Origin of the sequence: Rubellimicrobium aerolatum (genome assembly GCF_017872975.1) — a bacterium.
Taxonomy (GTDB): Bacteria; Pseudomonadota; Alphaproteobacteria; order Rhodobacterales; family Rhodobacteraceae; genus Rubellimicrobium; species Rubellimicrobium aerolatum.
Genome location: NZ_JAGGJP010000013.1, coordinates 11,548 through 38,480, shown reverse-complemented (window position 1 = coordinate 38,480; position 26,933 = coordinate 11,548). Strand labels below are relative to the sequence as shown.

27 protein-coding genes are annotated in these 26,933 nt (G+C 69.9%); 6 read left to right on the top strand and 21 right to left on the bottom strand.

Features of this window, described 5'->3' with window-relative positions:
- Window positions 1-60: 60 nt before the first annotated feature.
- Complete coding sequence (locus J2Z33_RS13635) at window positions 61-1,476, bottom strand: IS1182 family transposase (RefSeq protein WP_209841984.1); 1,416 nt, start codon at window positions 1,474-1,476, stop codon at window positions 61-63.
- Between the two features lie 108 nt (window positions 1,477-1,584).
- Window positions 1,585-1,953, bottom strand: coding sequence for a winged helix-turn-helix transcriptional regulator (locus J2Z33_RS13630; protein ID WP_342454194.1), 369 nt, complete (start codon window positions 1,951-1,953; stop codon window positions 1,585-1,587).
- Between the two features lie 157 nt (window positions 1,954-2,110).
- Between J2Z33_RS13630 and J2Z33_RS13625 the strand changes: the two genes are divergently transcribed.
- Complete coding sequence (locus J2Z33_RS13625) at window positions 2,111-2,722, top strand: NADPH-dependent FMN reductase (RefSeq protein ID WP_209841980.1); 612 nt, start codon at window positions 2,111-2,113, stop codon at window positions 2,720-2,722.
- 65 nt (window positions 2,723-2,787) lie between these two features.
- Window positions 2,788-3,567, top strand: coding sequence for a pirin family protein (locus J2Z33_RS13620; protein WP_209841978.1), 780 nt, complete (start codon window positions 2,788-2,790; stop codon window positions 3,565-3,567).
- Window positions 3,568-3,587: 20 nt separating this feature from the next.
- Here J2Z33_RS13620 and J2Z33_RS13615 read toward each other — a convergent pair whose 3' ends face one another.
- The gene (locus J2Z33_RS13615; RefSeq protein ID WP_209841976.1) at window positions 3,588-4,238 is read right to left on the bottom strand and encodes a LysE family translocator; all 651 of its coding nucleotides are present in this window, start codon (window positions 4,236-4,238) and stop codon (window positions 3,588-3,590) included.
- Window positions 4,235-5,158: a dihydrodipicolinate synthase family protein gene (locus tag J2Z33_RS13610; RefSeq protein ID WP_209841974.1), complete on the bottom strand. Its 924-nt coding sequence runs from the start codon at window positions 5,156-5,158 to the stop codon at window positions 4,235-4,237. The genes J2Z33_RS13615 and J2Z33_RS13610 overlap by 4 nt, the downstream gene beginning before the upstream one ends.
- A gap of 154 nt (window positions 5,159-5,312) precedes the next feature.
- On the opposite strand from J2Z33_RS13610, the gene J2Z33_RS13605 reads away from it, so the two are divergent.
- Window positions 5,313-5,564 (top strand): hypothetical protein, encoded by a 252-nt coding sequence (locus J2Z33_RS13605; protein WP_209841972.1) that lies wholly within the window; start codon window positions 5,313-5,315, stop codon window positions 5,562-5,564.
- Window positions 5,561-5,872: a type II toxin-antitoxin system RelE/ParE family toxin gene (locus J2Z33_RS13600; RefSeq protein ID WP_209841969.1), complete on the top strand. Its 312-nt coding sequence runs from the start codon at window positions 5,561-5,563 to the stop codon at window positions 5,870-5,872. The genes J2Z33_RS13605 and J2Z33_RS13600 overlap by 4 nt, the downstream gene beginning before the upstream one ends.
- A 235-nt stretch (window positions 5,873-6,107) precedes the next feature.
- Here the strand turns inward: J2Z33_RS13600 and J2Z33_RS13595 are convergent, their stop codons facing one another.
- The 12 genes from J2Z33_RS13595 to J2Z33_RS13540 form a co-directional block, all read right to left on the bottom strand.
- Window positions 6,108-7,214 (bottom strand): TrbL/VirB6 family protein, encoded by a 1,107-nt coding sequence (locus J2Z33_RS13595; RefSeq protein WP_209841967.1) that lies wholly within the window; start codon window positions 7,212-7,214, stop codon window positions 6,108-6,110.
- A gap of 9 nt (window positions 7,215-7,223) precedes the next feature.
- Complete coding sequence (locus J2Z33_RS13590) at window positions 7,224-7,805, bottom strand: hypothetical protein (protein WP_209841965.1); 582 nt, start codon at window positions 7,803-7,805, stop codon at window positions 7,224-7,226.
- Window positions 7,806-7,827: 22 nt separating this feature from the next.
- Window positions 7,828-8,865, bottom strand: a complete 1,038-nt coding sequence (locus J2Z33_RS13585) for an ATPase, T2SS/T4P/T4SS family (protein ID WP_209841963.1) — start codon at window positions 8,863-8,865, stop codon at window positions 7,828-7,830.
- Complete coding sequence (locus J2Z33_RS13580; protein ID WP_245218852.1) at window positions 8,862-10,301, bottom strand: TraB/TrbI/VirB10 family type IV secretion system protein; 1,440 nt, start codon at window positions 10,299-10,301, stop codon at window positions 8,862-8,864. Before J2Z33_RS13580 ends, J2Z33_RS13585 begins: the two co-directional genes overlap by 4 nt.
- Window positions 10,298-11,005 (bottom strand): TrbG/VirB9 family P-type conjugative transfer protein, encoded by a 708-nt coding sequence (locus J2Z33_RS13575; RefSeq protein WP_342454193.1) that lies wholly within the window; start codon window positions 11,003-11,005, stop codon window positions 10,298-10,300. The genes J2Z33_RS13580 and J2Z33_RS13575 overlap by 4 nt, the downstream gene beginning before the upstream one ends.
- A complete protein-coding gene (locus J2Z33_RS13570; protein WP_209842064.1) occupies window positions 11,002-11,658 on the bottom strand; it encodes a VirB8 family type IV secretion system protein in 657 nt (218 codons plus the stop codon). The genes J2Z33_RS13575 and J2Z33_RS13570 overlap by 4 nt, the downstream gene beginning before the upstream one ends.
- A gap of 11 nt (window positions 11,659-11,669) precedes the next feature.
- Window positions 11,670-12,494, bottom strand: a complete 825-nt coding sequence (locus J2Z33_RS13565) for a type IV secretion system protein (protein ID WP_209841961.1) — start codon at window positions 12,492-12,494, stop codon at window positions 11,670-11,672.
- A complete protein-coding gene (locus tag J2Z33_RS13560) occupies window positions 12,491-13,678 on the bottom strand; it encodes a lytic transglycosylase domain-containing protein (RefSeq protein ID WP_209841959.1) in 1,188 nt (395 codons plus the stop codon). Before J2Z33_RS13560 ends, J2Z33_RS13565 begins: the two co-directional genes overlap by 4 nt.
- A gap of 161 nt (window positions 13,679-13,839) precedes the next feature.
- Window positions 13,840-16,212: a VirB4 family type IV secretion/conjugal transfer ATPase gene (locus J2Z33_RS13555; protein ID WP_209841957.1), complete on the bottom strand. Its 2,373-nt coding sequence runs from the start codon at window positions 16,210-16,212 to the stop codon at window positions 13,840-13,842.
- Entirely contained in the window at window positions 16,202-16,480 is a 279-nt protein-coding gene (locus J2Z33_RS13550) for a VirB3 family type IV secretion system protein (RefSeq protein ID WP_209841955.1), read from the bottom strand. Before J2Z33_RS13550 ends, J2Z33_RS13555 begins: the two co-directional genes overlap by 11 nt.
- Before the next feature lie 9 nt (window positions 16,481-16,489).
- Window positions 16,490-16,774 (bottom strand): TrbC/VirB2 family protein, encoded by a 285-nt coding sequence (locus J2Z33_RS13545; RefSeq protein WP_209841953.1) that lies wholly within the window; start codon window positions 16,772-16,774, stop codon window positions 16,490-16,492.
- Window positions 16,771-17,385, bottom strand: coding sequence for a lytic transglycosylase domain-containing protein (locus J2Z33_RS13540; protein ID WP_209841951.1), 615 nt, complete (start codon window positions 17,383-17,385; stop codon window positions 16,771-16,773). The genes J2Z33_RS13545 and J2Z33_RS13540 overlap by 4 nt, the downstream gene beginning before the upstream one ends.
- A 673-nt stretch (window positions 17,386-18,058) precedes the next feature.
- Between J2Z33_RS13540 and J2Z33_RS13535 the strand changes: the two genes are divergently transcribed.
- Window positions 18,059-18,373, top strand: coding sequence for a hypothetical protein (locus tag J2Z33_RS13535; RefSeq protein WP_245218850.1), 315 nt, complete (start codon window positions 18,059-18,061; stop codon window positions 18,371-18,373).
- A gap of 31 nt (window positions 18,374-18,404) precedes the next feature.
- Here J2Z33_RS13535 and J2Z33_RS13530 read toward each other — a convergent pair whose 3' ends face one another.
- From J2Z33_RS13530 to J2Z33_RS13515, 4 genes are all read right to left on the bottom strand, one after another.
- Window positions 18,405-19,670 (bottom strand): Y-family DNA polymerase, encoded by a 1,266-nt coding sequence (locus J2Z33_RS13530; RefSeq protein WP_209841949.1) that lies wholly within the window; start codon window positions 19,668-19,670, stop codon window positions 18,405-18,407.
- A 10-nt stretch (window positions 19,671-19,680) separates the two neighbouring features.
- Entirely contained in the window at window positions 19,681-20,121 is a 441-nt protein-coding gene (locus J2Z33_RS13525) for a LexA family protein (RefSeq protein ID WP_209841947.1), read from the bottom strand.
- A 303-nt stretch (window positions 20,122-20,424) separates the two neighbouring features.
- Window positions 20,425-21,123 (bottom strand): hypothetical protein, encoded by a 699-nt coding sequence (locus tag J2Z33_RS13520; protein ID WP_209841944.1) that lies wholly within the window; start codon window positions 21,121-21,123, stop codon window positions 20,425-20,427.
- A gap of 313 nt (window positions 21,124-21,436) precedes the next feature.
- On the bottom strand, window positions 21,437-21,913 hold the full coding sequence (locus J2Z33_RS13515) for a thermonuclease family protein (RefSeq protein WP_209841943.1): 477 nt from the start codon (window positions 21,911-21,913) through the stop codon (window positions 21,437-21,439).
- Between the two features lie 529 nt (window positions 21,914-22,442).
- Between J2Z33_RS13515 and J2Z33_RS13510 the strand changes: the two genes are divergently transcribed.
- Window positions 22,443-23,345: an ArdC family protein gene (locus tag J2Z33_RS13510; RefSeq protein ID WP_209841941.1), complete on the top strand. Its 903-nt coding sequence runs from the start codon at window positions 22,443-22,445 to the stop codon at window positions 23,343-23,345.
- 514 nt (window positions 23,346-23,859) lie between these two features.
- Here the strand turns inward: J2Z33_RS13510 and J2Z33_RS13505 are convergent.
- Complete coding sequence (locus tag J2Z33_RS13505; RefSeq protein WP_209841938.1) at window positions 23,860-26,763, bottom strand: class I SAM-dependent DNA methyltransferase; 2,904 nt, start codon at window positions 26,761-26,763, stop codon at window positions 23,860-23,862.
- Window positions 26,764-26,933 lie beyond the last annotated feature (170 nt).

Here is a 26,933-nt window from a genome sequence, read left to right as displayed (position 1 = left end):
GTCGCCTGTGGTCCTCCGCCTCGGGCGGGTGGAGTTGCCGCTCCAGGTCGTCCGGCCAGCTCAGGCCGGGGCCGTCGCGCTCGCCGGAGGCGGCGCGGCTAGGCTTCGGGCGAGCCTGCGGAGGTTCTGGGCGGTGGCGGCGAGGAGGAACTCGTCGCCGGCGCCGGTCGGGCCACGGAGCCTGAGCCGCCTCAGGCCGAGGTTCCTCTTGAGGTGGGCGAACAGCATCTCGACCTTTCGCCGCTCGCGGGTTGAGCGCTTGAACGCAGGGGTGCCTGCGATCTGGCGGACGTGCTCGCGCTCGTCCTCGTGGACGTTGCGGCCGATCAGCCGCGCCACGCCCGAGGTGCATCGTGGCTTGAGAGCGCAAGGGCCGCAGGCCGTAGGCTTGGCCCGGTACTGCCTGAATCCGGCGGCGGCGACGTGGCCGGAGGTGGCCAGCTCATGACCGGCCGGGCAGATGTAGACGTCGCGCTCGCGGTCGAAGGTGAACGCGGCCCGGGTGAGCACGCCCTTGGTCTGCGTCACGCGATCGAGCAGGGGCACGTGCGGCTCGATCCCGCGCGCCATAAGCCAGCCCACGAGCCGTCCTGAGCCGTAGGCCGAGTCGGCGGCGAGGCGGGAGGGCTGGAGGCCGAAGCGCTCTCGCGTGCGCTCGATCATCAGGGCGGTGGTGGCCACCTCTTCGGTCCAGCGCGCTGGCGAGGCCTGCGTGTCCACGATGATGGCGCGCTTGAGATCCACCAGGTAGTTGACCGCGTAAGCGAACGAGGCCTTGCGGGCGCCCTTGGAGGTCCAGGCCGCGGCCGGATCGGTGAGGGAGAGCGACTTCGCCGGCGCCGGCTCGGCCGCAAGGCGTTCGGGCTGGTCCTGCCCGTCCATTCCGTCCACGGCGCCAGCCACCCGAGCCGCGGCCACATCAAGCGCCGCCAGGTACTCCCGCACGGGCCGCGTGGCGCTCGCCGGGTCGGCCCGCTCGGGCGGCAGCGTGGGTCCCTCGACCCGCTGCGCGTAGCTCGCATCCGCCTCGATGACCGACGCGTCGATCGCGAAGCCCTCGCCGCCCACGAGGCCTACGCCCATGCAGGCTCCGACCACGCGCTCAAACACGCGGCGGAACACTTCGGCCTCGCGGAACCGGCCGTGCCGCGCCTTGGAGAAGGTCGAGTGGTCGGGGACGGCGCCATCAAGGCCCAGGCGGCAAAACCAGCGATAGCCCAGGTTCAGGTGGACCTCGTCGCAGAGCCGCCGCTCGGACCGCACCCCGTAGCAGTAGCCCACCAGCAGCATCCTGATCATCAGCTCGGGGTCGATCGAGGGCCGGCCGATCGCGCTGTAGAAGGGCGCCAGTTCAGCCCTGAGCCAAGACAGGTCCAGCGCCGCGTCCAGGCGCCTGAGCAGGTGCTCCGCCGGCATGTGCCGCTCCAGGCTGAACTCGTAGAAGAGCTGAGCCCGCTCGACCAGACGCCCCATCATGGCCCCGCCCCTCCCTGCCGCTCACACAAAGGGAATCACGGGGTCAGCCGTCGCTCAAGCTCGAGTTCTTCAACGGCATCCAAGAATTCTGCACCAAAGGTCAGAACGTCATGCGGCCTTACCCTGTGCGTCGAACCTCAGCCGTGCCTCCGCCAGCGCCGACTGGTTCCGGATAGCCCAGAGCCCCAGGGCGTTCACCGGCTCCTTGAGCGAGTGGCCAAGGTCGGTGAGCGCGTAGTCCACCCGGGGCGGGATGGTCGGGAACACCGTGCGGGACACCAGGCCTTCCCGCTCCAGCTCGCGCAGGGTGAGCGTGAGCATCCGCTGGGACACGTCGCCAATGGAGCGCTTGAGCTCGTTGAACCGGCGCGGCCGCTCGGCCAGCAGCATGACGACGATCACCGACCACTTGTTGCCCACGAGAGAGAGGGTGCCCGCGACGGCCTGGCAGGGCTGGGAGTGGAGGAGGTCCTCCACGCTGGTGTCCTCGGTGGTGCTCTCCCTGTGCCCCGGTATCAACGTTGTGCCTTCTTGCGCCATCTGGGTCGGTGCCTATTTTGACCTCAGTCACAAATCTATACCGACTTGGCCCTGACACAAGGGCCGGGCGGTGTCCCCCACCACAGGAAGCATCATGGCTCAGAAGCCCCGCATCGCCCTTATCATCTCCTCCACCCGTCAGGCCCGCTGGGCCGACAAGCCTGCCCAGTGGGCGCTGGCGAAGATGCGGGAGCGCGACGACATCGAGGTAGAGCTCGTGGACCTACGGGACTTCGACCTGCCCGTCTTCGACGCCCCGGCCTCGGACTTCTTCATGCCCGCCACCGACCCGCGCGTGGTGCGCTGGCAGGAAACGGTCGCGGGCTTCGACGGCTACGTGTTCCTTGTCGCCGAATACAACCGCTCGATTACCGGGGCGCTCAAGAACGCCTTCGACCAGAACTACTCGGCCTGGCGCACCAAGCCCATGGGCACCATCGGCTACGGCAGCGTGGGCGCGGCTCGCGCGGTCGAGCACCTGCGCCTGATCGGCATCGAGTCGCAGATGGTCCCGGTGCGGGGCGGCGTCCACATCGGGGGCTCGGACTTCTTCCGCGTCTCGGCCTACAACCCCAACCCCGAGCCCATGGAAGCCATCGAGGGGATGCTCGCGGGTTCCCTCAAGGAGATGCTGGACCAGGTGTCCTGGTACGCCCGCGTCCTCAAGCAGGCCCGCGAGGCTGACGCCGCCCAGCAGGCGGCCTGACGCACCCCCATCCGGCCGGGATCGGCTCCGGCCGGTCCCTTCCACCTCGCCCGAGGAGGCGTCCCATGTTCCGCAAGCTCGGCCGGTCCCCGGCCGTCATCGACCAAGGTCAGTTCGTGGTCCGCGTCGCCATGCCGGGCCTGGCGCTGCCCGAGGGGGACGACCACGGCCACGGGCCGCTCGCGGCGGTGGCCGAGTCCTTCATGGCCCCCGGCACGCTGATCGGGATGCACCCGCACGTGCAGGACGAGATCATCTCCTGGGTGCCCGAAGGCGTCATGCGCCACGACGACCGCACGCACGGCAGGCTCGTCACCGACGCCGGGCACCTCTTGGTGATGAACGCCGGGCGGGAGTTCTGGCACGAGGAGCGCACGCTTCCCTCCGATCCGCCCCTGCGGATGCTCCAGATCTTCGTGCGCCCGCATGAGGTCGATCTGGAGCCCATGCTCCAGCACGGCCCGCTCCCGGACCCCACGCCGAACGCCTGGCGCCTCCTTGTCGGGCCAGAGGGCACCGACAGCCCCTTTGTCGTCCGCAACGACGTGTATCTTCACGACCTGCGCTTGGACGCCGGCCAGTCGGTCGCGCTGCCGTCGCGGCCGGGCTGGAGCACCTACGCCTACGTCTACTCGGGCGCGGTCGAGGCCGAGGGGGAGCGGCTCGGGGAGGCCGAGTCCGCCCTGGTGACGGCCCCGGTGGACGTGACGATCCGGGCCGTCGAGCCGTCGGTGCTGGTGGCCTTCGTCTTGAACCCGGCCGCGACGGTCACGCGGGAGGGCTCCATCGGCGACCGGGCCACGCGGCGGCTCTATCAGGCGGTGAGGCGGCCGGTCGTGCCCTGACCAGGGCAAGACGTCTGCGATCAGCTCGCCGGCCGCCGCGCGAGCATCAGGCCTAGGCCCAGGACGACCATGGCCCCGCCCGAGGCCTCGCGCAGCCGGCGCACGAGTCCGGGCCGGGCGCCCAGGCCCTCCTGCGCGCGGCCCGCCACCACGGCCACCACGAGGTCGGCCAGCGTGTTCAGGGTGACGGAGGTCACGCCCAGGATGGCGCATTGGAGCGCCACGTGGCCCGCCCCCACGTCCAAGAACTGCGGCAGGAAGGCCAGGAAGGACGCCGCCGTCTTGGGGTTCAGCGCCTCCACGACGACCCCCTCGCGGAAGGCGCGCCGCGCGCCCACGGGCGGCGCGGGCTCCAAACCCTCGGCGATGGCCTGCGCGTCCCGACGAGCGGCCAGGATCGTGCGGACCCCGATCCAGACCAGGTAGGCCGCGCCCAGGAGCTTGAGCGCCGTGAAGAGCTGGGCCGAGGCCAGCACCAGGGCCGACACCCCCACGGCTCCGGCCGTCACGTGCACGAGCCCGCCCAGGCCCGTGCCGAAGCTCGAGGCGACCCCCTCGGCCCGTCCGCCCGACAGGGTGCGAGCGGCCACGTAGAAGATCCCCGGCCCCGGCGTCGCGGCGAGCAGGAGGGCGGCGGCGAGGAACAGGGCGAACTGGTGAGAGTCGATCATGAGGCACCTTGGGCTGGGGTGAGGGGGGAGAGGGCCGCGATCCGGTCCAGCGCCTTGTCCAGGCGCGCCCGGACCTCCGGCCCGAGGGGCAGGAGGGGGCGCGGCGGCTCCCACCGGCCCAGCCCCAGCGCGTCCGCCAGGGCGTACATGATGCGGAAGCTGCCGAACTGGCGAAAGAGCGACCAGAGCGGCGCGAAGGCCGCGTCGATCCGCCGGGCCTCCTCGGCGTCGCCCGCCTGGGCCGCCCGCGTGAGCCGGAGCGCGGGCTCGGGCAGCAGGCCCGCCACCACGCTGAACCAGGCGTCGCTGCCAGCAAGGAGCGCGTCGGCCGCGCCCCAGTCGCCGCTGTGGCCGATGACGAAGCCCGGGGGCACCATCCCGCGCAGGCGGGCGATCTCGCCGGCGACGTCGCCGTCCCCCGGCAGGGGCATCTTCACGGCCGCGACGCCGGGCACCTGGGCCAGCTCGGCGATGAGGCCCGGGCTGAAGGTGAAGCGTGTCGTGCCGGGGTTGTTGTAAAGGCAGAGCGGCAGGCCGACAGCCCCGGCCACGTCCAGCACGAGGCGGTGGACCTCCCCCTCGGTGAGGGGCTGGTAGGACATGGGCGCGAGCAGCAGGCCATCGGCCCCGGCCTCCTCGGCGTCCCGCGCGAGCGCCACCGCCTCGTCGGTGCGAAGCGCCCCCACGCCCACGACGAGGGGCGTCCGGCCGCGCAGGCAGTCCACGGCGGCCTCGACGGCGAGTCGCCGCTCGGGCCGGGTGAGGTAGGCGTAGGCCCCCGTGCTGCCCAGAAGGCCCACGGAGTCCGCTCCGGCTGCCGCGATGCGCTCCAAGACGCGGCCCAGGGCCTCCACCTGCACATGGCCAGCGGCGTCGGTCGGCGTCAGGGGAAAGGCGGAAAGGCCACGAAACAGGGTCATGCGGACGTCCTTTGCTCGGCCCCTGCCTTAGCAGGCTGAGAGGCGAACGCCACAGGCGCAAGACGCGCGCCAATTGTGAGTTTCGATCCGCTTGCTGGACCCAAGCGCCGCAGGGGCTTAGGTTGTGCGCAAGTCCGGTGCGAAAGGAAGCCCCATGACCGCCCTGCTTGACCGTGCCATCGCCGCCGCCCGCCAGCTCCCGCCCGAGGCGCAGGACGAGATCGCGCGCGAGCTGCTGATCTTCGCCGGCGAGGAGGTGGGGCCGGTGCCGCTGACCCCCGAGGAGCGCGCAGCCGTGGCGGCGGGTCGCGCGGCGGCGGCCCGGGGCGAGTTCGCTTCTGACGCTGAGGTGCGGGGCCTCCTGGCCCGGCACGGGGTAGGGCACAGAGGGCAGCCCGGGGCGTGAGGGTCCGCCTCGCCCGCCCGGCCTTCGAGGACTTGGCCGCACTTCTGGACTACCTGGCTGAGCGCTCACCACAAGCGGCCGAGGACCTCGCCTCGCGGGTGGACCGGCTCCTCGCCCAGTTGGCTGAGCAGCCGGAGATGGGCGTTCGCACCGATGACCCTGGCGTGCGCCGGCTGGTGCTGCGGCCCTATCCCTACCTCGCGTTCTACGAGGCGGGAGAGGCGGAGGTGGTGATCCTGGCGATCCGCCACGCCGCGCGCGACCCTCGCACCATGCCGGGTGCCGCCCCCGAGGGAGAGGCAGGGTAGGGGCAGAGCCACACATCCCCGACGGACGGGGAGGCGCTGTCCTCCAGTCCTGGTCGATGCTGGCCTGGAGCGCATCGACCAGGGCCTCCTCCTCCGTGTCGCTCCATCGTTCGTGGAGCGATGCCCGAGGAACTGCCTGGGGCCGAGCCTGACGAACGGCGGCGAGAGGATCATGCGCTGAGCGAGACGGCCGTCCTGCCCGGCCATGGAGCCGTGACCGAACAGACCCCGGCCGCTAAGATGTCTTGGGGTCCTTGGGCTTGAGGCCGGAGGGGATGACCCCCGCCGCTTCCAGGCGCTGGATGCGGGCGATGGTGTCGGCCAGTTGCGTGCCGCTGCGGATGTTGGCTCGCGCGGCCGCTCCGACCCCGGCCGCCAGGGTCTCGGTGACGCCTCGGTGACCCATCCGGGCGCGGGCCTGCGAGCCTTGGGTCTGGAAGAGCCCGGCCGAGGCGTAGCGGGCCTGCGAGGCGGCCCCACTCAGCGCGCCCGCCCCGGCGTTGAGGGCATTGCCGCCCAGCACGGAGCTGATCGCCGGCAGGACGAAGTTGCCCGACAACGTGCGGACGAGGAAGGGGATCACCCCGATCATGCCGGCGACGAGAAACATCATGGCGAAAAAGGGTAGAAGGGTCCCAAGTGTCGCCCCATCCGCTGGATCACCCATTGTAGTAGCCATCTCATCAGCCATGCCGATCACGGTCGCCATGACCCCGGCGATGACGAGCGGATACATGGCGAAGCCCACGAAGAGCGACAGCCAGCGGTGGAAGTAGTCCTTGGTGGCCTCGAAGAGCGTGGTGGCGATCATCACCGGGGCGATGCCGATGAGGAGGGTGAGCATCACCTTGGCGAAGATGAGGACGCAGCCCGCGAGCGCGCCCAGGAGGCCCATCATCGCCATGCCGAAGGTCGTGGCGACGCTGCCGCCGATCCAAGCCATGTTCTCGGCCATCGCATTCAGGTATCTAGCAAATTCATACATCACATCATCAAACGCGCTCGGGAACCCTCCGGGTGGAATTGATCCTCCTACAGCGTTGACGATCCCAGCCCCGAGGTCATCGAGGCCGTCGATGATGGCCGACGCCACCACGTTGAACTGCACCCAGTTAAGAGCGAAAGCGTTGATGAGCAGGAGGCGCACGACGAGCCCCACGGCGGTGCTGCCGTCCATGGGCCGCATCTGAAGCGCGAGGTTGACGAACACCAGGACGATCAGGAGCGTCGAGGCCACCATGAGGATGCCGCCGAGGGATCCCGCCACGGCGGCGAAGCTCGACTCGGCCGCACCGTCGAGGAAAGTATCGACAGTGCCCACCATCCATTCGACCGGTCCCACGGCGTCCTCCTACCAGTTGCCTTGGGCGCGGCAGATGCGCCGCGCGTCTTTGTAAAGATTGCCAGAGAGAGTCTGGAACTCGTCCCTGACTTCTCGCAGCCCCTGGTTGCTTATTGCAGCGTAGTTCTCCTGATACTCGGCCTCGGCCGCGTCCCAAGGCGGCGCCTTGTTGGCGCAGGAGCAGTCGCCGGTGGCGACGATCTTCTCGTAGACGCGAGCTTGGTAGATCTCTGAGATCACCAAACCTCGTATAGAGTCCCAGCCTTTCAGTTCTTCAATCCACGCGGGCCGTTCCTCGCGATCCGGGCAGGTCCGGTAGGCGCGGGCGCTGCGCGGCGCGCTCAGGTCGGGCGGGGTAAGGTCCAGGACATCGGCCGCGCCATCCTCGTCCACTCCCAGCACCCGGGCGGCCTCCTCCTCCGTCATCGGCGGCGGGGCCGGAGAGGTGATCTCGGGAAAGATCAGCTCCGGCGTCGCCTCGGACGCGGGCGGCTCCTCGGGGGTCTCCTGTGCCGCGAGGCGGTAGGCCAAGGCTCCCGAGAGAGCGATGACCGTGATCGCGGCGGTGGGAAAGCGCAGTCTGCCCATCATCTCGTCTCCTCCTCTGCGGCGCTCACGCCGTCTGGTCGTCCTCTCGGGCCAACCCCGGCAGGTAGAACTCGGTCGGCCCCCGCCGGTCCCCGTGCCGGCCCACTTGCAGGATCACGTCGATGGTCCCTTCCACATAGGCCAGGAGCTCGGCATAGGTCATGGGCAGGTTGGCCTTGGACGCGGCGATGGCGAGGCGCTTGACGGCGAGCTGGGGCGTCTCGGCGTGCAGCGTCGTCATCGAGCCGCCATGCCCGGTGTTGATGGCCTCCAGGAACGCCATGGCCTCGGCGCCCCGCACCTCGCCCAGGATGATGCGGTCGGGCCGCATCCTCAGCGTGGAGGTCAGGAGCCGGTCCGGGCTGCGCTCAGCGGCGTCCCGGTCGGTGAGCAGCGTGACCACATTGGGCTGCCGGGGGTGCAGCTCGGCCGCGTCCTCGAGGGTGACGATGCGCTCGGGGACGGGCACCTGGTCGAGCAGCTTGCGGAGCACCACCGTCTTGCCGGTGTTGGTGCCGCCCGAGACCACGAGGTTGAGCCGGTGGTGGACGCAGAAGGCCAGCGCCGCTTCCAGGTCGCCCGAGGCCACCAGCTCGCACAGCCGGGCGTTCCGGGCGTGACGGCGCGCTTCCAGGCTCTGGGGCGCGTCATACAGCCAGTCGAGCCGGATGGCGTCGAGCGGCACCGTCGAGAAGAAGCGCAGCGAGATGGCGGGCGCGGCGCCGGCGACAGCCGGAACTGTGACCACCTGCGCCCGGATGGGCCGGCCGCCATGGAGGATCGACACGCTGAGGATGGGCCGCTTGTCGGAGAGCTGCGCGCGCGCCGCCGAGGCGATGCGGGCGGCGAAGTCGCGCACCTCTTGCGGCCCCAGCGTGATCTCCAGCGAACGCATGAAGTGGTCGCCCCCGAACTCGCCCCAGACCCGGCCGTCGGGGTTCACGGCGATCTCGATCACGTCGTCGCGCCGCACCGCCGGACCCAGCCGGTGGAGGGAGGCCGAGAGATAGGAGTCCGCGACGGGATCGGCGGGGGAGGGGACGAGGGCCGGGCCGGTGGTCATCCGAGAAGCTCCAGATCACGGTCCACGAGGACGGTAATGCGGGCGCCCTGGTCGATATAGATGGTGGGCGGCACGGACAGGTAGTCGTCCAGCACCGAGCGGCTGGCGTCCTCGGCATCCCCGCCCAGCTCCTCCGCTAACTCAGCCGCCAACGGGTCTTCCACCGAGGCCGCCGCCGCCGAGGGCAGGGCGGAGATCAGCGACACCAGGGCCGCCGAGCCGAAGCGGGTGCCCAGGCGCCGGTCGATCCGCCCCGTGGTGCCGGAGCGGCCCAGCTCGTCCGCGCCATAAGCGGAGATCGTCACCGACTGGCCGTCGGGGGTGAGGAGGCGATCCCAGGCGATCATCAGGCGGCGCTGCGTGGCCCCGATCTGGCTGTTGCAGCGGCCGATGAGCTTGGAGCCGCGCGGGATCAGGACGCGGGTGCCGTCAAAGCTGTGCACGTCCTCGGAGACGACCGCACGGATGGCGCCCGGGAGGTCCGAGTCGATGGCCGTCTCCAGGGCCGCCTGGATCACGGTGCCCTGGATGACGGTGCGGGACGGATTGGCGATGACGCTGGCCTGCTCGACTTCGGCCCGGCGCGCGCCCTGGCGCAGGAAGTCCTCGTTCGACCCGAGCCCCGAAGGCCCGGCAGCGCCTGCGGCGTTCGAGGGCGAGGCCGATCCGCCGAAGGCGATCATTGGGGACTCGATGCGCGCCTGCCGCAGCTCCTCGGCGCGGGCGCGGCGCTCCTCCAGGGCCGCCAGTCGGGCGGCTTCGCCGCCCGTCCCCGGACCCGTCTCCAGACCCTCCGGGGGCAGGGGGGACACGGTCCCGTCCCCGAACTGCGCGGCCTCCAGCCGCGCTTCCAGGCCCCGGATCTCGTTGTCGCGGGCGCGGGCCTGCACATCCGCGTCGCGAACCTGGGCCCGCAGATCCTCCGCCTCATCGCTCAGGGTCGCGAGTTGCCGGGTCAGGCTGTCGATGGCCTCCTGACTGGCCTCATCGGGCGGCTCCGCTCCTTGGTGCTTTCCGGCCTCGCGGAGCGCCTCCACCTCGGCCCGCAGGTCGTCCAGGGTCTGCCGCAGCGCCTGCTCGGTCGCGGAGGGGCTGGGCGGCGGGATCGGAGCCTGGGAGGGTTGGGTGGCGGCCGGGATAGGCTCGGGGGCCGGCGCCGCTTGCGGCGTGGCCATGGTCGCGAAGCCCGGACCCGTGCCCTGCCAGTCATCGGGCTCCGCCGTCGTCAGCGGCTCCTCCCCGTCCCCGCGCCTCTCGCTCATCCCGTAACCCAGGAGCGCCGCCGCGAGGCCGATGGCGGTGAGCCCGGCCAAGGCCTTGCCGATCGGCAGGGGCGCACGGGACCCCCGTGTCCCCGGACCGCCGCCCGGCTCCAGGCGGTCCTGAAGCGCGGTGAAGTCGGGACCGTCGTCCTCGCGATCGGTGCCGTTGCTCATGATGGTCCCTCCGGCCGGGCAGCCTGCACGCAGACCACCTCTTCACCCAGGCGCAGCACCCAGCGGGGGCTGATGCCGGACACGCGCACGACCCCGTCGGCGCGGGTCGAGCTGTTGGCGGTGCGCTCGCCGCCCTCGGGCCCGACCCGCAGGATGGCGGGCAGGGGCGCATTGGGGGCGAACTGGAAGTAGGTGAAGGTGCCGTCGTCGGAGACGGCCACGGGGGCGAACTCGGCCGTGCCGCTCACGCCATAGCGATAGGTCGTGGCCCGGGGCACGACGGCACCCCTTTGGGGCGCGGAGGCCCCTGGGTAGGCGAAGCGGACGACGTAGTAGGTGGGCCCGCCCGCTTCCACGACGTTGAAGTAGTAGGAGCGCAGGTTCGTGTAGACGTTGATGTTGGTGCTCACGCCCGAGGCCGTGGGCTTGACCGCGAAGGCCTGCCCGCCCGGGATGCCGTCGAACTGGAACCCGGCGGTGTCGCCGGCGACGATGCTGGTGATGGTCTCGCCGGGGGCGAACTCCACGGTGGTCACGTGGAGGAGCGTGGTGTTGATCCGATAGACCTGCCCATCGACGTAAGAGGCCACCCGCACCCGCTCGTCGTGGCCGCCACGCCCCGGCGTCACCTCGGCCTCAGCCACTGGGGCCAGGGCCCCCATCAGGCCCAAGCCAAGCCCCAGGCCGCGCATCCAGCCCATCATCCCTCCTCCAGCCGGTCGGAGGTGATGGCGTACTCCCGCACGACGAAGCCCAGGGGATTGCCCCACACCTCGTCGATGCTGCGGCGCGCCTCGGGCGCGAAGGCGAAGAGGAGGGTCGCGGTGAAGAGCCCGGTGGTCGCGCCCTCCGGCGCGGTCAGGCGCTTGCGGAGCCGCACCTGGGCGCGGCTGTTGGTGATGAGCGTGATGCTGAGCACCTCCACGTCGATGCGGGCGTTCGGCCCGTAGGCCTCGGGCGGGTAGGCGTCGTGGCCGGAGGTCCAGAGCGCGCGCAGGGTGTCGGCTGCGCCGGCCTCGCTCATGGCGAGGAGGCGGCGCACGCGCAGGTCGTTGTCGAGTTGGTTGTAGGTCTCGCGGTCGGTCACGTAGCGGAACACTTCCGCCTGGATCATCGCCGGGCGCTCGGCGAGCGAGACGGCCCGGACGCTCGCCTCGGGCAGCGCCATCCCGGTGTCGGGGTCGTAGGCCACGAGCGCCGGCGGGGGGTCGACGTCGAGGATCGCCACAGCCGCCGCGGCGAGGCAGCCGACCACGCCGAAGAGGAAGCAGATCCCGGCAATGGCCTTCCAGACCCGCTCGCGCCGGCGCGCCCCATAGATCAGCTCCTCCTCGACGATCTCGCTCATCCGGGTCATGGAAACGGCGCTCACTTCATGTCCGGCAGGGTGAAGTCGACGTACTCGCGCTCGGCCGCTATGGTGGCGGCGTCGATCACCCCCGCCTGGCCCGCGCCCACGGTCGCGACCGACTGGAGGCGCAGCATCTCGAGGAGGATGATGCCCAACTCGGCGGTGACGCGGGTGTTGTGGTCGATGGAGGCCTTGAGGTCGGGCTGCGAAGGGATGGCCGCGACCAGCGCCTCCAGGCGCTCGGCCTCCACGCCGGCGTTTGCGTGGCTGACCTGGGCCGCCGCCGACATCGTGGCGCCGGTGGTCGCCCGGGTGGCGATGCGTTGCGCCTCCTTGTCGGTGCCCACGCCGTCCCCGGGCGTGCCGGTGGGGTCAGAGGGGCCGGTGCGCCGGGGGTTGCCGGCGGCCAGCCGCCCCAGGGTGGCCCGATCGAAGCCCGCCTCGTTCAGTACACCCTCGATCCCCTCGCGCAGGCGGCCGGCGTTGGGGCCGGTGAGCTGCGACCAGTCGCCCTGCTGCACGGCCTGGATGGAGGCCACCACGTCCGTGAAGTTGCCGCCCAGGAGGTTGTCGAGCTCGCCGCCCATGACGAGCTCCATGATGTCGCGCTCGCCGGTCAGAGCCTCGTAGGTGGCGGTGAGCTTGTCCACCTGATCCTGCAGCGTCCGGAGCTGCTCCAGGGCGTTGTCGAGGAGGTCCGACTGGAGGCCGAAGTCCTCCAGCATCTGGTCGAGCTGGGCGACGCCTTGGGCGATGGCCCGCACGTCGATGACGGGGATGGCGGCCGAGGCGCCCTGGGGGAGCCCGAGGACAAGAACGGTCGAAAGGAGAAGGCGCTTCATCGCATCGGCTCCAGGGTGAAGTCGGTGTAGTCGCGCTCGGCGGCGTAGCTGGCGGCCAGCGCCACCTGCTCGGCGCTGAGCGGCTGGCTGTGGGCGGCCTGGAGGCGGACCATCATCACCAGGAGCCGCCCCACCTCGGCGCGGGCGTAGGTGTTCAGGCTCATGGCCTCCTCGGCGTCGGCCGTCGCCCGGATGCGGGCGACGATGGATCGCAGGCGCGTGGCGGCCGCGGCGATCTGGGCCTGCGTGTGTCCGGCGTAGACCATCGCGGCGTCGGCGGTGAGCGAGAGCGTGGCGCCCGCCAGCAGCACCGGGTCGATGGTGCCCTTGGCGTCGATGCCGCCCACGGTCGCGAGGTAGCGGTTGTACTGGGCCGGGATCGCCTTGACGTAGGCTTCCGTCTCCGCAAAGGGCGGCACGCCGCCGTACTTCTCCACCGCGCCCGGGCCGGCGTTGTAGGCGGCGAGGGCGAAGACGACGTTGCCGCCGAAGGCCTGGAGCTGCTGGGAGAGGTAGCGGGCGCCGCCCTCCACCTGGAGGTAGGGGTCCTCGTAGTACGCGGGGTAGATGCCCAGCTGCTCGGCCGTGCCGGGGATGATCTGCGTGAGCCCGAAGGCCGCGGCCGGCGAGCGCGCGCCCACCTGAAACCGCGACTCCTGCCAGATCAGCGCCTGCAGGAGGCAGCGCCATTGCACGGGCGAGAGCCCCGCCGCCGACACCCCCGGGTAGCCCGCCGTGTCCTTGGCGACCTGGATGATGAGCTCCTCGACGGTGACAGCGGCATCCCCGAAGAGGCGCGCGGCGGCGGGGTTGGGGTCCTCAGGCCCGTAGAGGACGCTGGCCGAGGCGGGCGTGGTGCCGTCGCCTTCCAGCGCCGCGAGGGTGGCCGGGGTGCCGGAGCCGTCCGTGGTGGAGACGGAGGCGAGGAGGCGGTCGAGGGCGGCGAGCTGCTCGCGCTCGATGTCCAGCAGGTCGGTGGCGTTGGCCACGCGGTCCGCCTGCACGGCGCGGTCGCGGGCCCCCTGCTCCAGGATCGCTTCGCGCTGGACCCAGGCGCCAACGTCGAAGACGGCCCCGCCCCCAAAGCCGCCGAACAGGCCTCCGAAGAGCTCGCCGAGCAGGCCCGCCTGGCCTACGTTCGGGAGGCCAAGCGCGACCAGGAGAGCGGCGGCGGCGCTACGCATCCTCGTCCAGGTCCTCCGGCAGGGGCCGGAACTCGCACGGCCCCGGGCCTTCCACCAGACTGAAGCAGGTGGCCGTGGGGCCGGAAGTGGGCTCGCACCCTGCCAAGCCTAACGCGGCCAGCCCCAGCAGCACCACGAGGAGGGTCAACCGCAGGCTCACGTCACAGCCTCCAGAAATCGGGGCGGGCCCGCCAGTCGGGACCGGCCAGGGCCTCGCCTTTCTCCAGGCCGCCCAGGATGGTGAGGAGCGGCCCCAGGGCAGAGAGGTCGGCGTCCACCAGCGTCGAGCCCCGGTCGTCGCGCACCAGGGCCAGCCGTGCGGCCGGACCGGTCCCGAGGAGCAGGGCCAGCTCCTTGTCGTTGAGGCCCAGCAAGGCGTAGTCGGAGGCCTTGGCGCGGATGTTCGGGAGCAGCACCTGGGTCGGCACGGCCTCCACGATGGTCCGCCCCGTCCGGGTGTGTTCGAGCTGGCTCGCGTATTGCGTCATCATCACCACGGCCGCGTTCTGCTTGCGGGCGGTGACGAGCCAGTTGGACAGGCGCTCGGCGAAGTAGCTGGTGTCGAGCGCCTTCCAGGCCTCGTCCACGACGATGATCGTGGGACGGCGGTCCTCGATCAGCCGCTCGACCCGGCGGAAGAGGTAGGACAGCACCGCCATGCGCTCGCGCTCGGACTCGCTGTCGAGGAGGCCGGTGAGATCGAAGCCTACCACCTCGCCGTCGAGCGAGAAGGTGTCGGCCCGGCTTTGCCCGAAGATCCAGCCGTAGCGGCCTTGGGTCGTCCATTCGTGGACGCGCTCGTGCAGGTCGCCGCCGTCGTCGGCGGACGCGAAGAGCGAGGCGAGGTCCGTCCAGTTCCGCAGGTGCGCGGGCGCCTCGGCGTTCTGGCGCACCACCTCGCTGATGCGGTTGGTCTGCACGGGCGAGAGCGGGCGGCCCTCGCGGGTGAGGAGCGCCACCAGCCAGTCGGTGAGCCAGGCCTGCCCCCGCTCGTCGATCTCGAGCCAGAGCGGGTTCAGCCCCGTGGGCACGCCGGGCCGGACCGGGGCGTACGAGCCGCCCAAGGCGCGAACCGCCATCTCCAGGCCGGCCCGGTAGTCGAAGACGACGAGCCGCGCGTCGGCGCGCCGCGCCTGCGCCATGAGAAAGGCCGCCAGCACCGACTTGCCCGCCCCCGAGCGGCCCAGGATCAGGGTGTGGCCGGAGGTGGGCTCGCGGTCCGGGCGGCCCGCTTCGTGAGTGGAGAACCAGAAGCCCGACCGCTCCGGTGTCGGGAACATGGTCAGGGGCGTGCCCCAGGGCGTTTCCTCGGCGCGCTTGCCGAGCGGGGTGCGGTGGAAGGCCGCAAGGTCGGCGAAGTTGCGGTTGGTGAGAGGCGCCTTGCGGCTCCGCAGGGGCGCGTTGCCCGGATGTTGGGCGAAGTAGTGGGTCTGCCCCGCAAAGCTCTCGTTGACGAGGCTCACGCCCTGCTCGGCGGCGATGGTGCGGACCTCGCTCGCGAGGTTGTCCAGCTCGGCCGGGGTGGCGGCGAAGACCGTGACCGTCATGTGGTGCTCGCCGAAGATGAGGCGGCGCGACTCCAAGTCGTCGTGCGCCTCGTCGAGCTCGGCCAGGAGTGACACCGCCCCGTCCTCGCCCGTTCGCATCAGGCGCTTCTGGCGCATGATGCGCTCGGCCATGAGGTTCGAGTTCACCGGGACGAAGCTGTGCGTCACCACCATGTCCACGGGGAGGCTCAGCCCGTCGAACATCCCCACCGTCGTCTTCGCGGGGTAGGTCTTGATGGCGAAGGTGGTCCCGTATTTGCGGCCCACCCCGCCCTCCGAGAGGGTGAAGCGCGCGCCCTTGAAGCTGACGCGGGTGTTGGCCAGGTCCTCGGAGAGGTACCCGTAGCGCGAGCCCCGGTGCAGGGGCAGCTCCTCGCCGGTGTTCAGGCCGCCCAGGAAGCCCAGGAGCTCCCCCGTCGAGGCGGGGAGCCGGCGCGGGCGCATGCCACTGAGGCTCGACAGGAGGAAGCCTGCGACCTCGTTCAGCTTGCGCAGGCTCTCGGCCGTCTCGGCGCGCAGCGTCTCCACCGACCGGCGGGCGAAGAGGGGCACCTTGGCGCCCAACTCGGGGCGCTTCATCACCGTCAGCGTCAGGGTCTTGTCGCGCATCCCCATCGTGCCGAGGTGCGCCCGCCAGCGGGCGTCGAGGGCGGCCGCGAAGTCGTCCCCCTCGATGGGGCGCAACTCGGGACGCAGCCCCTTCGAGACCTTGTGGACGTAGAAGGCGTAGCCCGCGCCCACCTGGGCCACAAGTTGGGCAAACAGGCGCTTTATGCGGTCGAGATGCTCGTCCTCGGTGGTGGCGCTGTTGAGGCCGTCGAGGCGGACGCATTGGAAGAGCTCGTTGCCGCGCGTCCGCACCGTCACGTCATCCACCAGGGACACGTAGGGCAGCATCCATGCGAGCTGGCGGTCCGACCGGCGTGGCTGGGGACGAAGAGCCCCCAGATCGAGGGGGCTCCCATCGTCCAGGGTGTCACGGGGCATAGTGGGTCTCTCCGTCCTCGGAGCGGGGCAGGCGCGGCGGGGTCTGCTGCATCACCACGCGCACCACGTCCAGGAAGTGCGGGTCCCAGTCCGCGGCCTTCCAGATCGCCGGGTAGGCGAGGAGAGCCGCCACGCCGACCGCCCAAAGCTGGGTCCACAGGAACAGCAGCGCCGACCCGAAGAGCCAGCTGGCCGCATACAGGATCGGCAGGCCCAAGAGCTTGGCGGGCCGGATGAGGCCGAGGAAGAGCCGCGTCTGATCCGCCATGGTCGTGCCTCAGCCGAAGATGGTGGCTGCGATGACGGGCGCCGAGGCGACGCCCACGATGGCGACGAGCACCATGATGGCGCGCGACCAGTCGATGTAGCCGAAGAGCCACGCCAGGAAGACGCCCATCAGCGCCAGCGTGCCCACCACGAGCCCCAGGCCCCCAGTCAGGGCGTCGACGATGCCTTGGAGCACCGTCTGGACCGGGGACAGATCCACCGTCTGCGCGAGGGCCGGTTCGACCATCGCGAGAACCAGCGCAAGGCTGGCAAGACCTATGTTTTGTCTTTTCATGATCCGATTTCCTCTTTGAGTCGATCGAAGACCGCCAATACCCTGGAGACGTGCCTCTGCGTTTCTGCGTAAGGTGGAATGCCGCCGTATTGCGCGACCGCTTCGGGGCCGGCGTTGTAGGCCGCGAGCGCCAATTCCGCCGATTGGAAGCGGCCGATCTGCGTGAGAAGATACCGCGCCGATCCGTCCAGGTTCTGCTGCCAATCGTGGGGATCGACCTGGAGAATGGAGGCCGTGCCGGGCATGAGCTGGCCCAGGCCGATGGCGCCCACCGGGCTTGTCGCGCGGGGGTTGTAGCCGCTCTCGATCTCGATGTTGGCCTGGTAGAGGAGCAGCCAGTCCGACGGGCTCAGGCCCGCTCCGCGCAGCGCCCCGTGCCCGGCGTAGCGCAAGGCGGTGGCCTCGATGTGGGCCAGGATCTCGGGCGAGGGCGTGCGGGACTGCGGGGCGGGTACCCCCACCAGCGTCCCCTCGGCGGCGAGGACTTCTTCGGCGGTCTCCGGCTCGGGGCGGAACAGGACCACGGCGCCCGTGTCCTCCTGGGCCGCTTTGCCGTAGTGCTTCGAGAAACTGGTGTCGGTGCTCGATGTGAGCGAGCCGTCTGCGCCCATGACCAAAACCAGGCCATCGGCCGAGACCTCCGTCGCCAACGCCCACCCGAGCAGGATGGCGGCCTTAAGACTCTGCCGTCCGGTCTTGCGAAGGTGTGTGGATGGCGCTCCGTCCTTCGTGCATGGGGATGCAGACGGTGCCGAAGTCCAGGGAGTAGAGGAAGCTCGCGACCCCGTTGAGCGTCTTGAACACGCGCGGCCGGTCGGGGATCTTGCTGCTCCGCATCGAGATGACAAGGACTCGATCGGACTCCCCATCCCCGGACACGCAGCGGATGCCCCATAGCCCATAAAAGACTGTGCCTTTCTTGACAGGCGGCTTGAGGCAAATCACCACGATGCGGTGACCTAATTCCAAAAGCTCTCGCAAGCCGAGTTCGGTGACCACATCGGGACCTAACTTTGGCATGGTGCGATCTCCGGTCCCTCGACCTGCTATCGCGTCCAGCCCGTTTCTAGGTCATGGACAAACGATAGGATGTTATATTTTTGGTGACAAGCACAGCGTGTGCTCTGGGGGAGCGTGCGCCAGCGACCTGCAACCGTTGGGGGCAAAAACCGAATCGTTAACAGACTCTTAAGATGAGTTCACGAATTCGTTAAGACTGTCATCCAGGATTATGGGCCGCCGATCTCATTTCTTTGAAATTTAGAGTATACAAAGGGTTACGTGATGCGCGTTCCACCGCCAACCGTTCTGACAGCTTGCCTCGTCACCCTTCTTGTCCTCCCAAGCAGCATCCGCGCTCAGACGGAACCTTGCATTCCGCCCATCCGGCCCTTCCTGCCCAGCGATCCCCGGGACGTTCAAGCCTACGCGGAGCTCCTGCGGCAAGACTTCGAGACCTACATCCGCGACTTCGACCTCTACCTGCGCTGTCTGGACACCGAGCGCGCGCGCGTCTTCCAGGAGGCCCGGGAGGTCACCGCCGACTACGGCCGCTTCCAGGAGCTGACGGCCGGGCAGCCGCCGGCCTCCGCCGAGTGAGGCGGAAGCGGGCTCCTGGCTCGGGACGGGGTCAGGCCCGCGCCCGCGGCAGCTCATCCAGGCGTGTCGTGTAGCGCGGGCTGCGGTGCTCGAAGCGGGTGGCCCAGGGGCGTTTCAGTCCCGTGCTGGCCGGGAGGAGGGTGCCCCGCCCCCAGCGGGCGTTCACCGCGTCGAGCGCGCCCATGAGCCGGGCCGAGCGCTCCCGGTCGAGCCCGTCGAACAGGGGAGGGGCTGCGTCCTCCGCCCGGATCAGGCTCATCGTCATCACCCCGGCCTTCGAGTAGCGGTGCCCCGGCCGCCAGATCGCCGCCACCGCCGCCCGCGCGGCCCTGATGAGCGCCAGGGTATCGTTGGTGGCCTCGGGCAGCGTCACCGTGCGGCTCGCCGCGTGCTGGGGACCTTGGTCGTGCGTGGAGGTGTGAAAGAACACGGTGAGCGCGTCAGTGGCGAGGCCGTGGTGGCGCAGCTTCTCGGCGAGCCGCGCCGTGTGCGCGGCCACCGCCTCCTGCAGGGTGGGCAGGTCCTCCACCCGACCGGCGAAGTTGCGGGTGACGGCGCAGCCCTTCCGCTGGGGCGCGACCTCCTCCAGGGGCAGGCAGGAGGTGCCCCGCAGCTCCCAGACGATGCGCTCGCCCACCACGGTCAGGAGCCGACGGGCGAGGGCGGGATCGAGGCGGGCGAGGTCGGCGGCCGTGCGGCAGCCGAGCGCCTCCAGCTTGCCTACCGAGGCCGAGCCCATGCCCCAGACCTCCGTGACCGGGATCTTCGCCATGACGGGGAGGCGCGCGGCCTCGTCGCGGAAGTCGCACACACCGCCCCGCTCGGGGTCGTGCTTCGCCACCCAGTTGGCGAGCTTGGCGAGCGTCTTCGTGGGCCCGACGCCCACGCAGGTCGGGATGCCCGTCCACTGGCGCACGGTGGCGCGCAGCTCGCGGGCGTGGGTGACCAGGTCCGTCCCGCCCAGGCCCGAGAGGTCGAGGAAGCTCTCGTCGATCGAGTAGACCTCGATGGCGGGCGAGAACAGGCGGTACACCTCGTTCATGCGCGCGCTCATGTCGCCGTAGAGGGCGTAGTTCGAGCTGAGCACCGCCACCTTGTGGGTCCGGCACAGGTCGCGCATCTGAAACCAGGGCTGCCCCATGCGGATGCCGAGGGCCTTGGCCTCGGGGGTGCGGGCCACCGCGCAGCCGTCGCCATTGCTCAGCACGATGACGGGCCGCTTGGCAAGGGTGGGGTCGAACACCCGCTCGCAGGAGCAGTAGAACGAGTTGCCGTCGATCAGGGCGAAAACGGTCACCGGGTCGCCCTCACCGCCGGCCCCGCAGCCAGTGGACGTTGCAGCGCACCACGCCCCAGATCTCCACCTCCGCCGCCTCCGGGATGGCGAAGGCCGGGAACTCGCGGTTCTCGAGCGCCAGGCGCGGCCGAGGCCCGTCGAGGAGGAGCCGCTTGAGCGAGCGCTCGCCGTTGACGACGGCAACCACCACGTCGCCATGCCGGGGGGTGAGGCTGCGGTCCACGATGAGGATGTCGCCATGATAGATGCCGGCGTCCGTCATCGAGTGCCCGTCCACCCGCCACAGGAAGGTCGCGGGCTTGTTGGGGATCAGGAGCTCCAGGAGGTTGATGTCCGGCTCCAGGTGGTCGTCGGCGGGGGAGGGGAACCCCGCGCAGAGCCCTTCGAGGACGAAGGGCAGGGACCAGGCCTCGGCCTGCGACTCGAACTCGTGGTGGCGCAGCAGGAACATAACGAGAACGTGTAGCGCCTTCGGTTCGCTTGGCAACAGCGATGATCCGCCGCTCGGCGCCCCGCCTCGCGCGGTGACGCGCCCCGGCCACGGCGTCGCCCGAACCTTGGGCGGCGACGCGGGTCGAATTCACGACCCCCGCCTCTCCGGTCGGACCTGCAGGCCGCCCGGTCCAACCGGACCGGCCTCCCCTGCTCCCCACCTTCTCGAAACTCCTCAAGGGTGAGCCCCCTGTGGGCGAGGGGGGCTGTCAGCCCCCCTTCAGGTGTTCCCGAACTGGCCGGAGGCAGGCTATCTTATCGTTCAGTTGAATGAAGGCGCAGGCGCACCAAGTGCGCCTTGTGACAATGAGATTCCACCCGGCTCGGCGCAGACCTTCTCGCCGGTGGGCGCACGTCCGCAATAGGCCCACCCGAACTGTCTTTCCTCGACTTCGAAGTAATCTGAGATGCCTTCCTTTATTAAAAATCCAGCCACCTCCTCTTGCGTATATGGACAGGTGTCGAACAATTTGCAATTGAAGGACAATACTCTTTCGTCTGAGAATAGAGGTCGGATCAGCATTACCTGCATGGGCAGTTCGTCGCGACTGCACATAAGCGGGGTGGGGTGGCCAGGGTCTTCCTCAACGGTGCAATCAAATCCTTGTCGGGCAAGAACGTTGCTCATCTCTGCCGTTGACATTGCCATGTTCAGCCCGAGAAGGGTTACAGGACGACCGGCATTTTGCACAGGTTGATTTTCAGGGTTGTAGTCATCAGTTCCGCCCGTTTTTTCGTCCATCGGGAACCCGAAAATATCCTCAAATTCGGTGGCGTCGAGCATGCAAGGATCATTTTTTGTTGCATTAGCCCAATCCCCTAAATACTCCAATGTCGGGGTATCCAGGGCGCTCGCGCAAGGGTAGTAGCGTAGTATTTCAGACCGAGTATCCTGTGCGGCGGCGAACCCCGAGCAGGTTAACAGGGCTGTGGCAATGGCAATGAGATTTATCTTGTTCATCTGCTCCTCCCCGGAAGCGCGTGTGACAGGCTCGCGCGCAGCGTGACCAAAGGGATAGACGCAATCCATGCAGTCAGGATCAAGAGTGACCTCGCGAAGTGACTAACGGTGCGGCAGACAGGGCGACCTCGATTGAGATGCGTTTTCTGTCTTGAACGATCACATCGTTGGGAACGGCTTCACTGCCAACTCCGCCTTTCGACGGAGGGTCGGGTGTGGTCCCTGCAATTGCCATTGGAGTTGCGCCAGGAGCCTTAGCCACCACCGCTGTTAACGAACGATCCCTGACGCTGGCCTGGACCCAATCCCAGCCTCACCCGCCCCAGCGTCCGCACACGCCTTCCCCGATCAGGATCTCGCCCACGTCCTCGCCGGCCAGGGCGCAGGTGCCGACCTCGCGGTCGTAGCTCCGGCGCCCCTCCAGGTCGCAGGTCAGGGTCTCCCCGTCCACGAGGTCGAACAGGAACAGCCGGGCGCTCTCGCCCTCGGTGGTGCCGAGCTCGGCGCAGTCGAGGTTGGCGATCCGCACAGGGGTGCCCGCCACCTCCAGGGTGTCGCCGTCGCGGACGTGCGTCACCCGGCCCTGGAGGGTGTTGGCCGAGCGGGGCGGGGCCGGGGGCTCGGCCTCGCGCGGCGCGGGCGTGCGCTCCGGGGCCGGGGAGGGGGTCGGTCCCGGGCGCGGGGTCGGGCCCGGGGGCCCGGGGAGCCACTCGGTGAGGCCGTCCGGCCACCAGGCGTCCCAGCCCTGCGGCAGGCGCGTGGGGTCGAGCCAGCCCAGGGCGACGAGCACGGCCGCGAGGGCCGCGAGCCAGGCCAGGGGACGCCGACTGCGGGCGCGAGACGGAGAACGACGACGGGAGGTGCGGCGCGGGCGACGGGTCATGGCCGCCCTGTAGCAGGTCCGGCGGGCCGGGTCATGGTCCGGCCAAGGAAGGGAAAGCGGCGAGCCCGACCCCGAGGAGGTCGGGCTCCAGGGACGACGGACGCGCGGCCAAGCCGGGCCGCGCGACACTTGAGCATCTGCCGTGATCCGCCACGCATCCCCGGCCTCCCCCGTCAAGGGGCCAGCGCCCGCACCAAGGCGCGGTCGGCTCGAGGGGCCCGCCGTGTCCTCGGCTTCGCCTGCGGGCCGCACCACCGGGCTCCTGCGCCCCCTGTGACGGGGAAGGCCGGGGCCGCGGGTCGGGCTGCGCCCGCCCCGCTCTGCCGCTCCGAAACATGCGGGGCGCAAGTTTCGGACCGACAGACCGGGACGGCTTCGCCCAAGGGCGGATGAGGGCTCCAGACCCCCACCGCACACCCACCACGCGGAGGCTGTCATGGCACACACCCCTTCGAAGACCTTCGATCCCGAGCGCGAGATCAGCGCCCGCATCCTCGCGGCCCTCGAGGCGGGCACGCCGCCCTGGCGCAAGCCCTGGACGGGGCAGGGAGGCCCCGCGGCCTTCCCCTTGCGCGCCACCGGCGAGGCGTATCGCGGCATCAACGTCCTGATGCTCTGGCTGGAGGCGGCGGAGAAGGGCTACGCCTCGCCCTACTGGATGACCTACAAGCAGGCCGAGGCCCTGGGCGGGCAGGTGCGCAAGGGGGAGCGCTCCACCCTCGTCGTGAAGTATGGCGTCGTGGAGAAGGAGGGCGAGGACGGCACCGAAGAGCGCCGCCCCTACCTCAAGGCCTACCGTGTGTTCAACGCGGGCCAGATCGACGGGCTGCCGGCCGAGTTCACCCGCGAGGCCGACAGGCCCATGGACCTCGGCACCCAGGCTGACGGGGGTTTGGAGGCCTACTTCGCCCGGCTCGGGGCCACCGTCGAGACCAGCCCGGACCCGCGCGCCTACTACCACCCCGCGCGCGACCTCATCCACATGCCCCCGGTCAGCACCTTCTATACGACCCAAGGCTACTACGAGACGCTAGGCCACGAGGCGGTGCATTGGACGGGCGGAAGCGCGCGGCTCGACCGGCTCACCCGTTGCAAGGACCGGGCCGCCTACGCCTTCGAGGAGCTGGTGGCCGAGATCGGGCAGTGCCTGCTCTTCGCCACCCTGGGCCTGACCCCGTCCATCGACCAGTCAGCCGCCTACATCGCGGGCTGGCTCAAGGCGCTGGCCGAGGACAAGAAGGCGATCTTCCGTGCCGCCTCCGAGGCACAGAAGGCGGTGGATCTCATCATCGAGCGGTGCGGGAGCGTCGTGGAGCATCCTGAGGAGGTGGCCGCCTAGGCGGCCTCTGCCTCGCGACACGGATGGTGGCAGGGATGCCCGGTCCAGACCGCCGACCACGCTCCTGCGAGCGCGTCCGACCGACGCCGCTCGGGGACGGCTTGCGCGCCGCGCATACCGGACCCGCGCTCCCGTTCATTGTGCAGGTGCAGCATTAGCGCTAACTTGAGAGGAAGACGCGACGGGCCATCCTCCTCCCGGCCTTGTCGCTCACTGGATCGGACCGGCCGCCCTCTTCTCCTCCCTGGGTGGGCCTCTGCCGACGATAAGGCGGCGCCCTCCTCCCGGGCAGCCGCCTTTTTCTTTGGACGGGGTGCGACCGAGAGTCGGTCTAGGGGCCGGAAGGGCTGATCGCGACCTCCCCAGCAGGTATGAAGGAGCCCCGACTGGTGCCGTCTACGGGTTCCGTCGGGAATGGTCCGCAAGCCGGCAGATTGATCACTTCGATCCGCTCCTGTCTGGCCCATGCGACCGACAGGTCCGGGGCGGTAGGCCCTAGCCGGGCTGTTCCGGCTCAGGCCGCCGACGCGGGGGTCGGGACTGCCGGGGCGGCGCGCTCCTGATTGAGCTGGAACAGCCGCGCCAGCATCTCATCGTCAGTGAGCTGTCCGGCCCGCCAGTCCTCGCCCCAGCCGTAGGCCTCGGACACGGCCTGATCGAGCGCGGCGTGCGCCTGCGTGAGCCAGGCTGGGCGGGCGTTGTAGAGGGCGGTCAGCGTCCGGGTCTTGAGCGCCTTGGCGGCGGCCTCGTTCGTCGGCACCAGGCGGTCGGGGTAGCCGGGGACGACCTCGGGCACGCGCTCCACGAGGTCGGACGGGTTGAGCCAGTTCTCCCGCAGCTCGTTCAGCCGGGTGGCGGCTTGGGCGATGGCCTGCGCGCGTGGATCGGCGGCATAGCTTGAGGCTGGGCGATCCGGTGTCAGTCCCTCGGGAAAGGGGAAGGTCTCGAACGTGGTCGAGGGCGTATAGCGAGGATCATTGCCCGCACCCATGAAGGTGCCCATCCGCAGCGCCCAGAGTTCGTGGAACCGCGAGTGCAGGATGCCGAAGGTCGTGTCGTCGTCGCGGGCGACAGCGATGAGTTGATGGTCGGGACATACCCCAGCGGGGAGCCATGCGAACAGCCGATGCTTGGCAACGGTCGGCGTCACAATATAGCGCGAGACCTGCTTGAGAGCGGCCCACATTCCTTGTCGAGCCTCGACGTGTCGCCACCAAAAGGTCGCATAGACCGCGCGCTTGTTCTCGGCACGGACAGGCTTCACCTCGACCATGATGTGTCCAAACGGTGCTTCATAAAGCGCCGCCTCCGCCTCGGTCATCGTCCAGCCGAAGTCGATGATCCACTTGCCGGACGGCCGCCGCGTCACGTCCATCCCGTTCATCCAGGGCCGCAGCACGTCCGCATTCGGTCGCCCGTTCGGATTAAGCGGCAGCTTCAGCCACTCGCGGGCCAGCTCGCCGGGCACGTCGAAGGCCCCGCCCTTGGTGTCGCCCATGAAGGCTACGCCCGCGTTCTCGGGCAGCCGCACGGCTTTGGTCAGGTCCACATGAGCCGAGCCCGCCCGCCGGGGCGTGAGGTCCGAGAACACGGCGTCCACCTCCTCGCCGTCATGCCGGACCGGTCCCGTCCCGCCCCCGTCGAAGCAGACCATGGACACGCGCACGGCCGCCCCGTCCAGCACCCAGTCCTCGTCGTCCCAGGCGTCGAAGATGCGCCCCGCGCCCACCGCCCGCTCCAGCGTGGCGCGGTTCGCCCCGCCCCGGATGGAGTTCGTGGACACGAAGCCCGCGCGCGCCGCGCGGCCCTCGCGGATCATCGCCCCCGCCTTGGCGAACCAATAGGCCACGAGGTCAGCCTCGGGTCGAACCTCGGTTGAATATAGCGCGAACAGCCGGTCCACGGTGGCGTCGCCCAACTCGGACCGCAGGCGCTTGCCGCCCAGGAAGGGCGGGTTGCCAACGATGGCGTCGGCCTCCGGCCACTCGGCCTGCGTCCCATCCGGGTTCACGAGCGCGTCCCGGCAGGCGATGGTGGCGAGCGGCCGCAGGATCGGATTGCGGTTCACCTCATAGCCGTTCGCGCGCATCCACTGGATTTCCCCGATCCAAACCGACACGCGCGCCAGCTCGGCGGCGTAGGGGTTCAGCTCAAGGCCCAGGACGTTGGCGGGCGACACCAGCGGGATCAGGTCGCGGGGCAGGCCCAACGCCTCGGCCTCCAGGTTGACCCGATGCTCCAGGTCCTTAAGTGCGAGGAGGGCGAGATACAGGAAATTGCCCGAGCCGCAGGCGGGGTCCAGCACCCGGAACGCGCGCAGCCGCTCCAGGAACCCGGCCTTGGCCGTAAGGGCCTCAGCATGGGCCTTGTTGCGGCCTGCCGTAGCCTTGGCCGCCTTCTCCTTCGCAAGCGCCACCTCGATGCGCGCCCGCGCGGCCTCCCACTCGGCCCGGAGGGGGGCCACTACCACGGGCTCCACGATCTTTCCGATCATGTCCCGGCCGGTGTAGTGCGCGCCAAGCTGGCTGCGCTTGCCGGGGTCGAGTCCCCGCTCGAAGAGCGTGCCCATGATGGAGGGATCGATCTCGGACCAGTCGAGCCGCGCCACGGCCAGAATGTCGGCCACGTCCGGCTTCTCCAGGGGCAGCGCCGCGTCCGTGTCGAACAGCCCGCCGTTGAACCACTCCACCCGCTCGAAACCCACCTTGCCACCCGTCCGCATGGCCGCGAACAGCGTGCGCGCGTCCTCCTCGAACGCGGCAGGCTGGGCCTGTGATCCTTCCACCATCCGCTGGAACATCCGGTCCGGTAGAAGGCCCACGTCCTCGGCGAACAGGCAGAACACCAGCCGGTTGACGAAGTGCGCGACGTCCTGCGGGTCGTGGCCCCGCCCGCGCAGGCGCTGCGCCAAGGCGGCGAAGCGCTCGGCCGCCTCCTCGGTCAGGCCCTGCCGGGTCCGGGTGGGCTTGAGCCGTTCGGGGTCGGTGAAGCACCAGCGCAAGAGGTCGCGCTTGGCCCCGTCCAGAAGGTCGTCGAGCGCGATCTCGTGGACCTGCTGGACGGTGTTGGTCCAGTTGGTGTGGACGCGGATGCGGTCCATGTCCGAGACGATCAGAAGGGGCGGGTTCTCCAAGGCGACCGCATACATGAGGAGCTGCCGGAATGCCGCATCGAGGTCCTTGCGCTTGCCCTTATATTCCCAAGCGAAGCAGCCCTTGCGCCAGACGTCAGCCCAGCCCTCGCCCCCCGAGGTCTTGGAGGCGCCCTTCTCGAAGGCGAACCACTCGCCCTTGGGGTCGTCGGTGACCGGGTCCTTGACGCCCAGGAGCGCGCACAGGTCGTTGAAGTGGGACTGGGAGGCGGAGCGTTCCTTCAACTCGACGTGGCGCCACTTGGCGATGAACTGTTGCGGCGTCACTCGTCCCTCCGGTGCTTCCCGCGCGATCCTACGGGAACCCGATCGGCAGGAACAAGCCGATGGCGTGGCGGAGAGCCGGAGCGTGGTCCGGCTTCCGCCGCAACGGAGGTAATTCGGCCTAGGAGCCGTCGTCCGTGCTCCCGGAAAACAATCTTCCAATCGGCGAAGCC

Bases quoted from the DNA above. Each gene is read 5' to 3' on its own strand.
- J2Z33_RS13635 (WP_209841984.1), bottom strand. From the start codon at position 1,476: ATGATGGGGCGTCTGGTCGAGCGGGCTCAGCTCTTCTACGAGTTCAGC.
- J2Z33_RS13625 (WP_209841980.1), top strand. From the start codon at position 2,111: ATGGCTCAGAAGCCCCGCATCGCCCTTATCATCTCCTCCACCCGTCAG.
- J2Z33_RS13620 (WP_209841978.1), top strand. From the start codon at position 2,788: ATGTTCCGCAAGCTCGGCCGGTCCCCGGCCGTCATCGACCAAGGTCAG.
- J2Z33_RS13615 (WP_209841976.1), bottom strand. From the start codon at position 4,238: ATGATCGACTCTCACCAGTTCGCCCTGTTCCTCGCCGCCGCCCTCCTG.
- J2Z33_RS13610 (WP_209841974.1), bottom strand. From the start codon at position 5,158: ATGACCCTGTTTCGTGGCCTTTCCGCCTTTCCCCTGACGCCGACCGAC.
- J2Z33_RS13605 (WP_209841972.1), top strand. From the start codon at position 5,313: ATGACCGCCCTGCTTGACCGTGCCATCGCCGCCGCCCGCCAGCTCCCG.
- J2Z33_RS13590 (WP_209841965.1), bottom strand. From the start codon at position 7,805: ATGATGGGCAGACTGCGCTTTCCCACCGCCGCGATCACGGTCATCGCT.
- J2Z33_RS13585 (WP_209841963.1), bottom strand. From the start codon at position 8,865: ATGACCACCGGCCCGGCCCTCGTCCCCTCCCCCGCCGATCCCGTCGCG.
- J2Z33_RS13580 (WP_245218852.1), bottom strand. From the start codon at position 10,301: ATGAGCAACGGCACCGATCGCGAGGACGACGGTCCCGACTTCACCGCG.
- J2Z33_RS13575 (WP_342454193.1), bottom strand. From the start codon at position 11,005: ATGATGGGCTGGATGCGCGGCCTGGGGCTTGGCTTGGGCCTGATGGGG.
- J2Z33_RS13570 (WP_209842064.1), bottom strand. From the start codon at position 11,658: ATGACCCGGATGAGCGAGATCGTCGAGGAGGAGCTGATCTATGGGGCG.
- J2Z33_RS13565 (WP_209841961.1), bottom strand. From the start codon at position 12,494: ATGAAGCGCCTTCTCCTTTCGACCGTTCTTGTCCTCGGGCTCCCCCAG.
- J2Z33_RS13560 (WP_209841959.1), bottom strand. From the start codon at position 13,678: ATGCGTAGCGCCGCCGCCGCTCTCCTGGTCGCGCTTGGCCTCCCGAAC.
- J2Z33_RS13555 (WP_209841957.1), bottom strand. From the start codon at position 16,212: ATGCCCCGTGACACCCTGGACGATGGGAGCCCCCTCGATCTGGGGGCT.
- J2Z33_RS13550 (WP_209841955.1), bottom strand. From the start codon at position 16,480: ATGGCGGATCAGACGCGGCTCTTCCTCGGCCTCATCCGGCCCGCCAAG.
- J2Z33_RS13545 (WP_209841953.1), bottom strand. From the start codon at position 16,774: ATGAAAAGACAAAACATAGGTCTTGCCAGCCTTGCGCTGGTTCTCGCG.
- J2Z33_RS13540 (WP_209841951.1), bottom strand. From the start codon at position 17,385: ATGGGCGCAGACGGCTCGCTCACATCGAGCACCGACACCAGTTTCTCG.
- J2Z33_RS13535 (WP_245218850.1), top strand. From the start codon at position 18,059: ATGCGCGTTCCACCGCCAACCGTTCTGACAGCTTGCCTCGTCACCCTT.
- J2Z33_RS13525 (WP_209841947.1), bottom strand. From the start codon at position 20,121: ATGTTCCTGCTGCGCCACCACGAGTTCGAGTCGCAGGCCGAGGCCTGG.
- J2Z33_RS13520 (WP_209841944.1), bottom strand. From the start codon at position 21,123: ATGAACAAGATAAATCTCATTGCCATTGCCACAGCCCTGTTAACCTGC.
- J2Z33_RS13510 (WP_209841941.1), top strand. From the start codon at position 22,443: ATGGCACACACCCCTTCGAAGACCTTCGATCCCGAGCGCGAGATCAGC.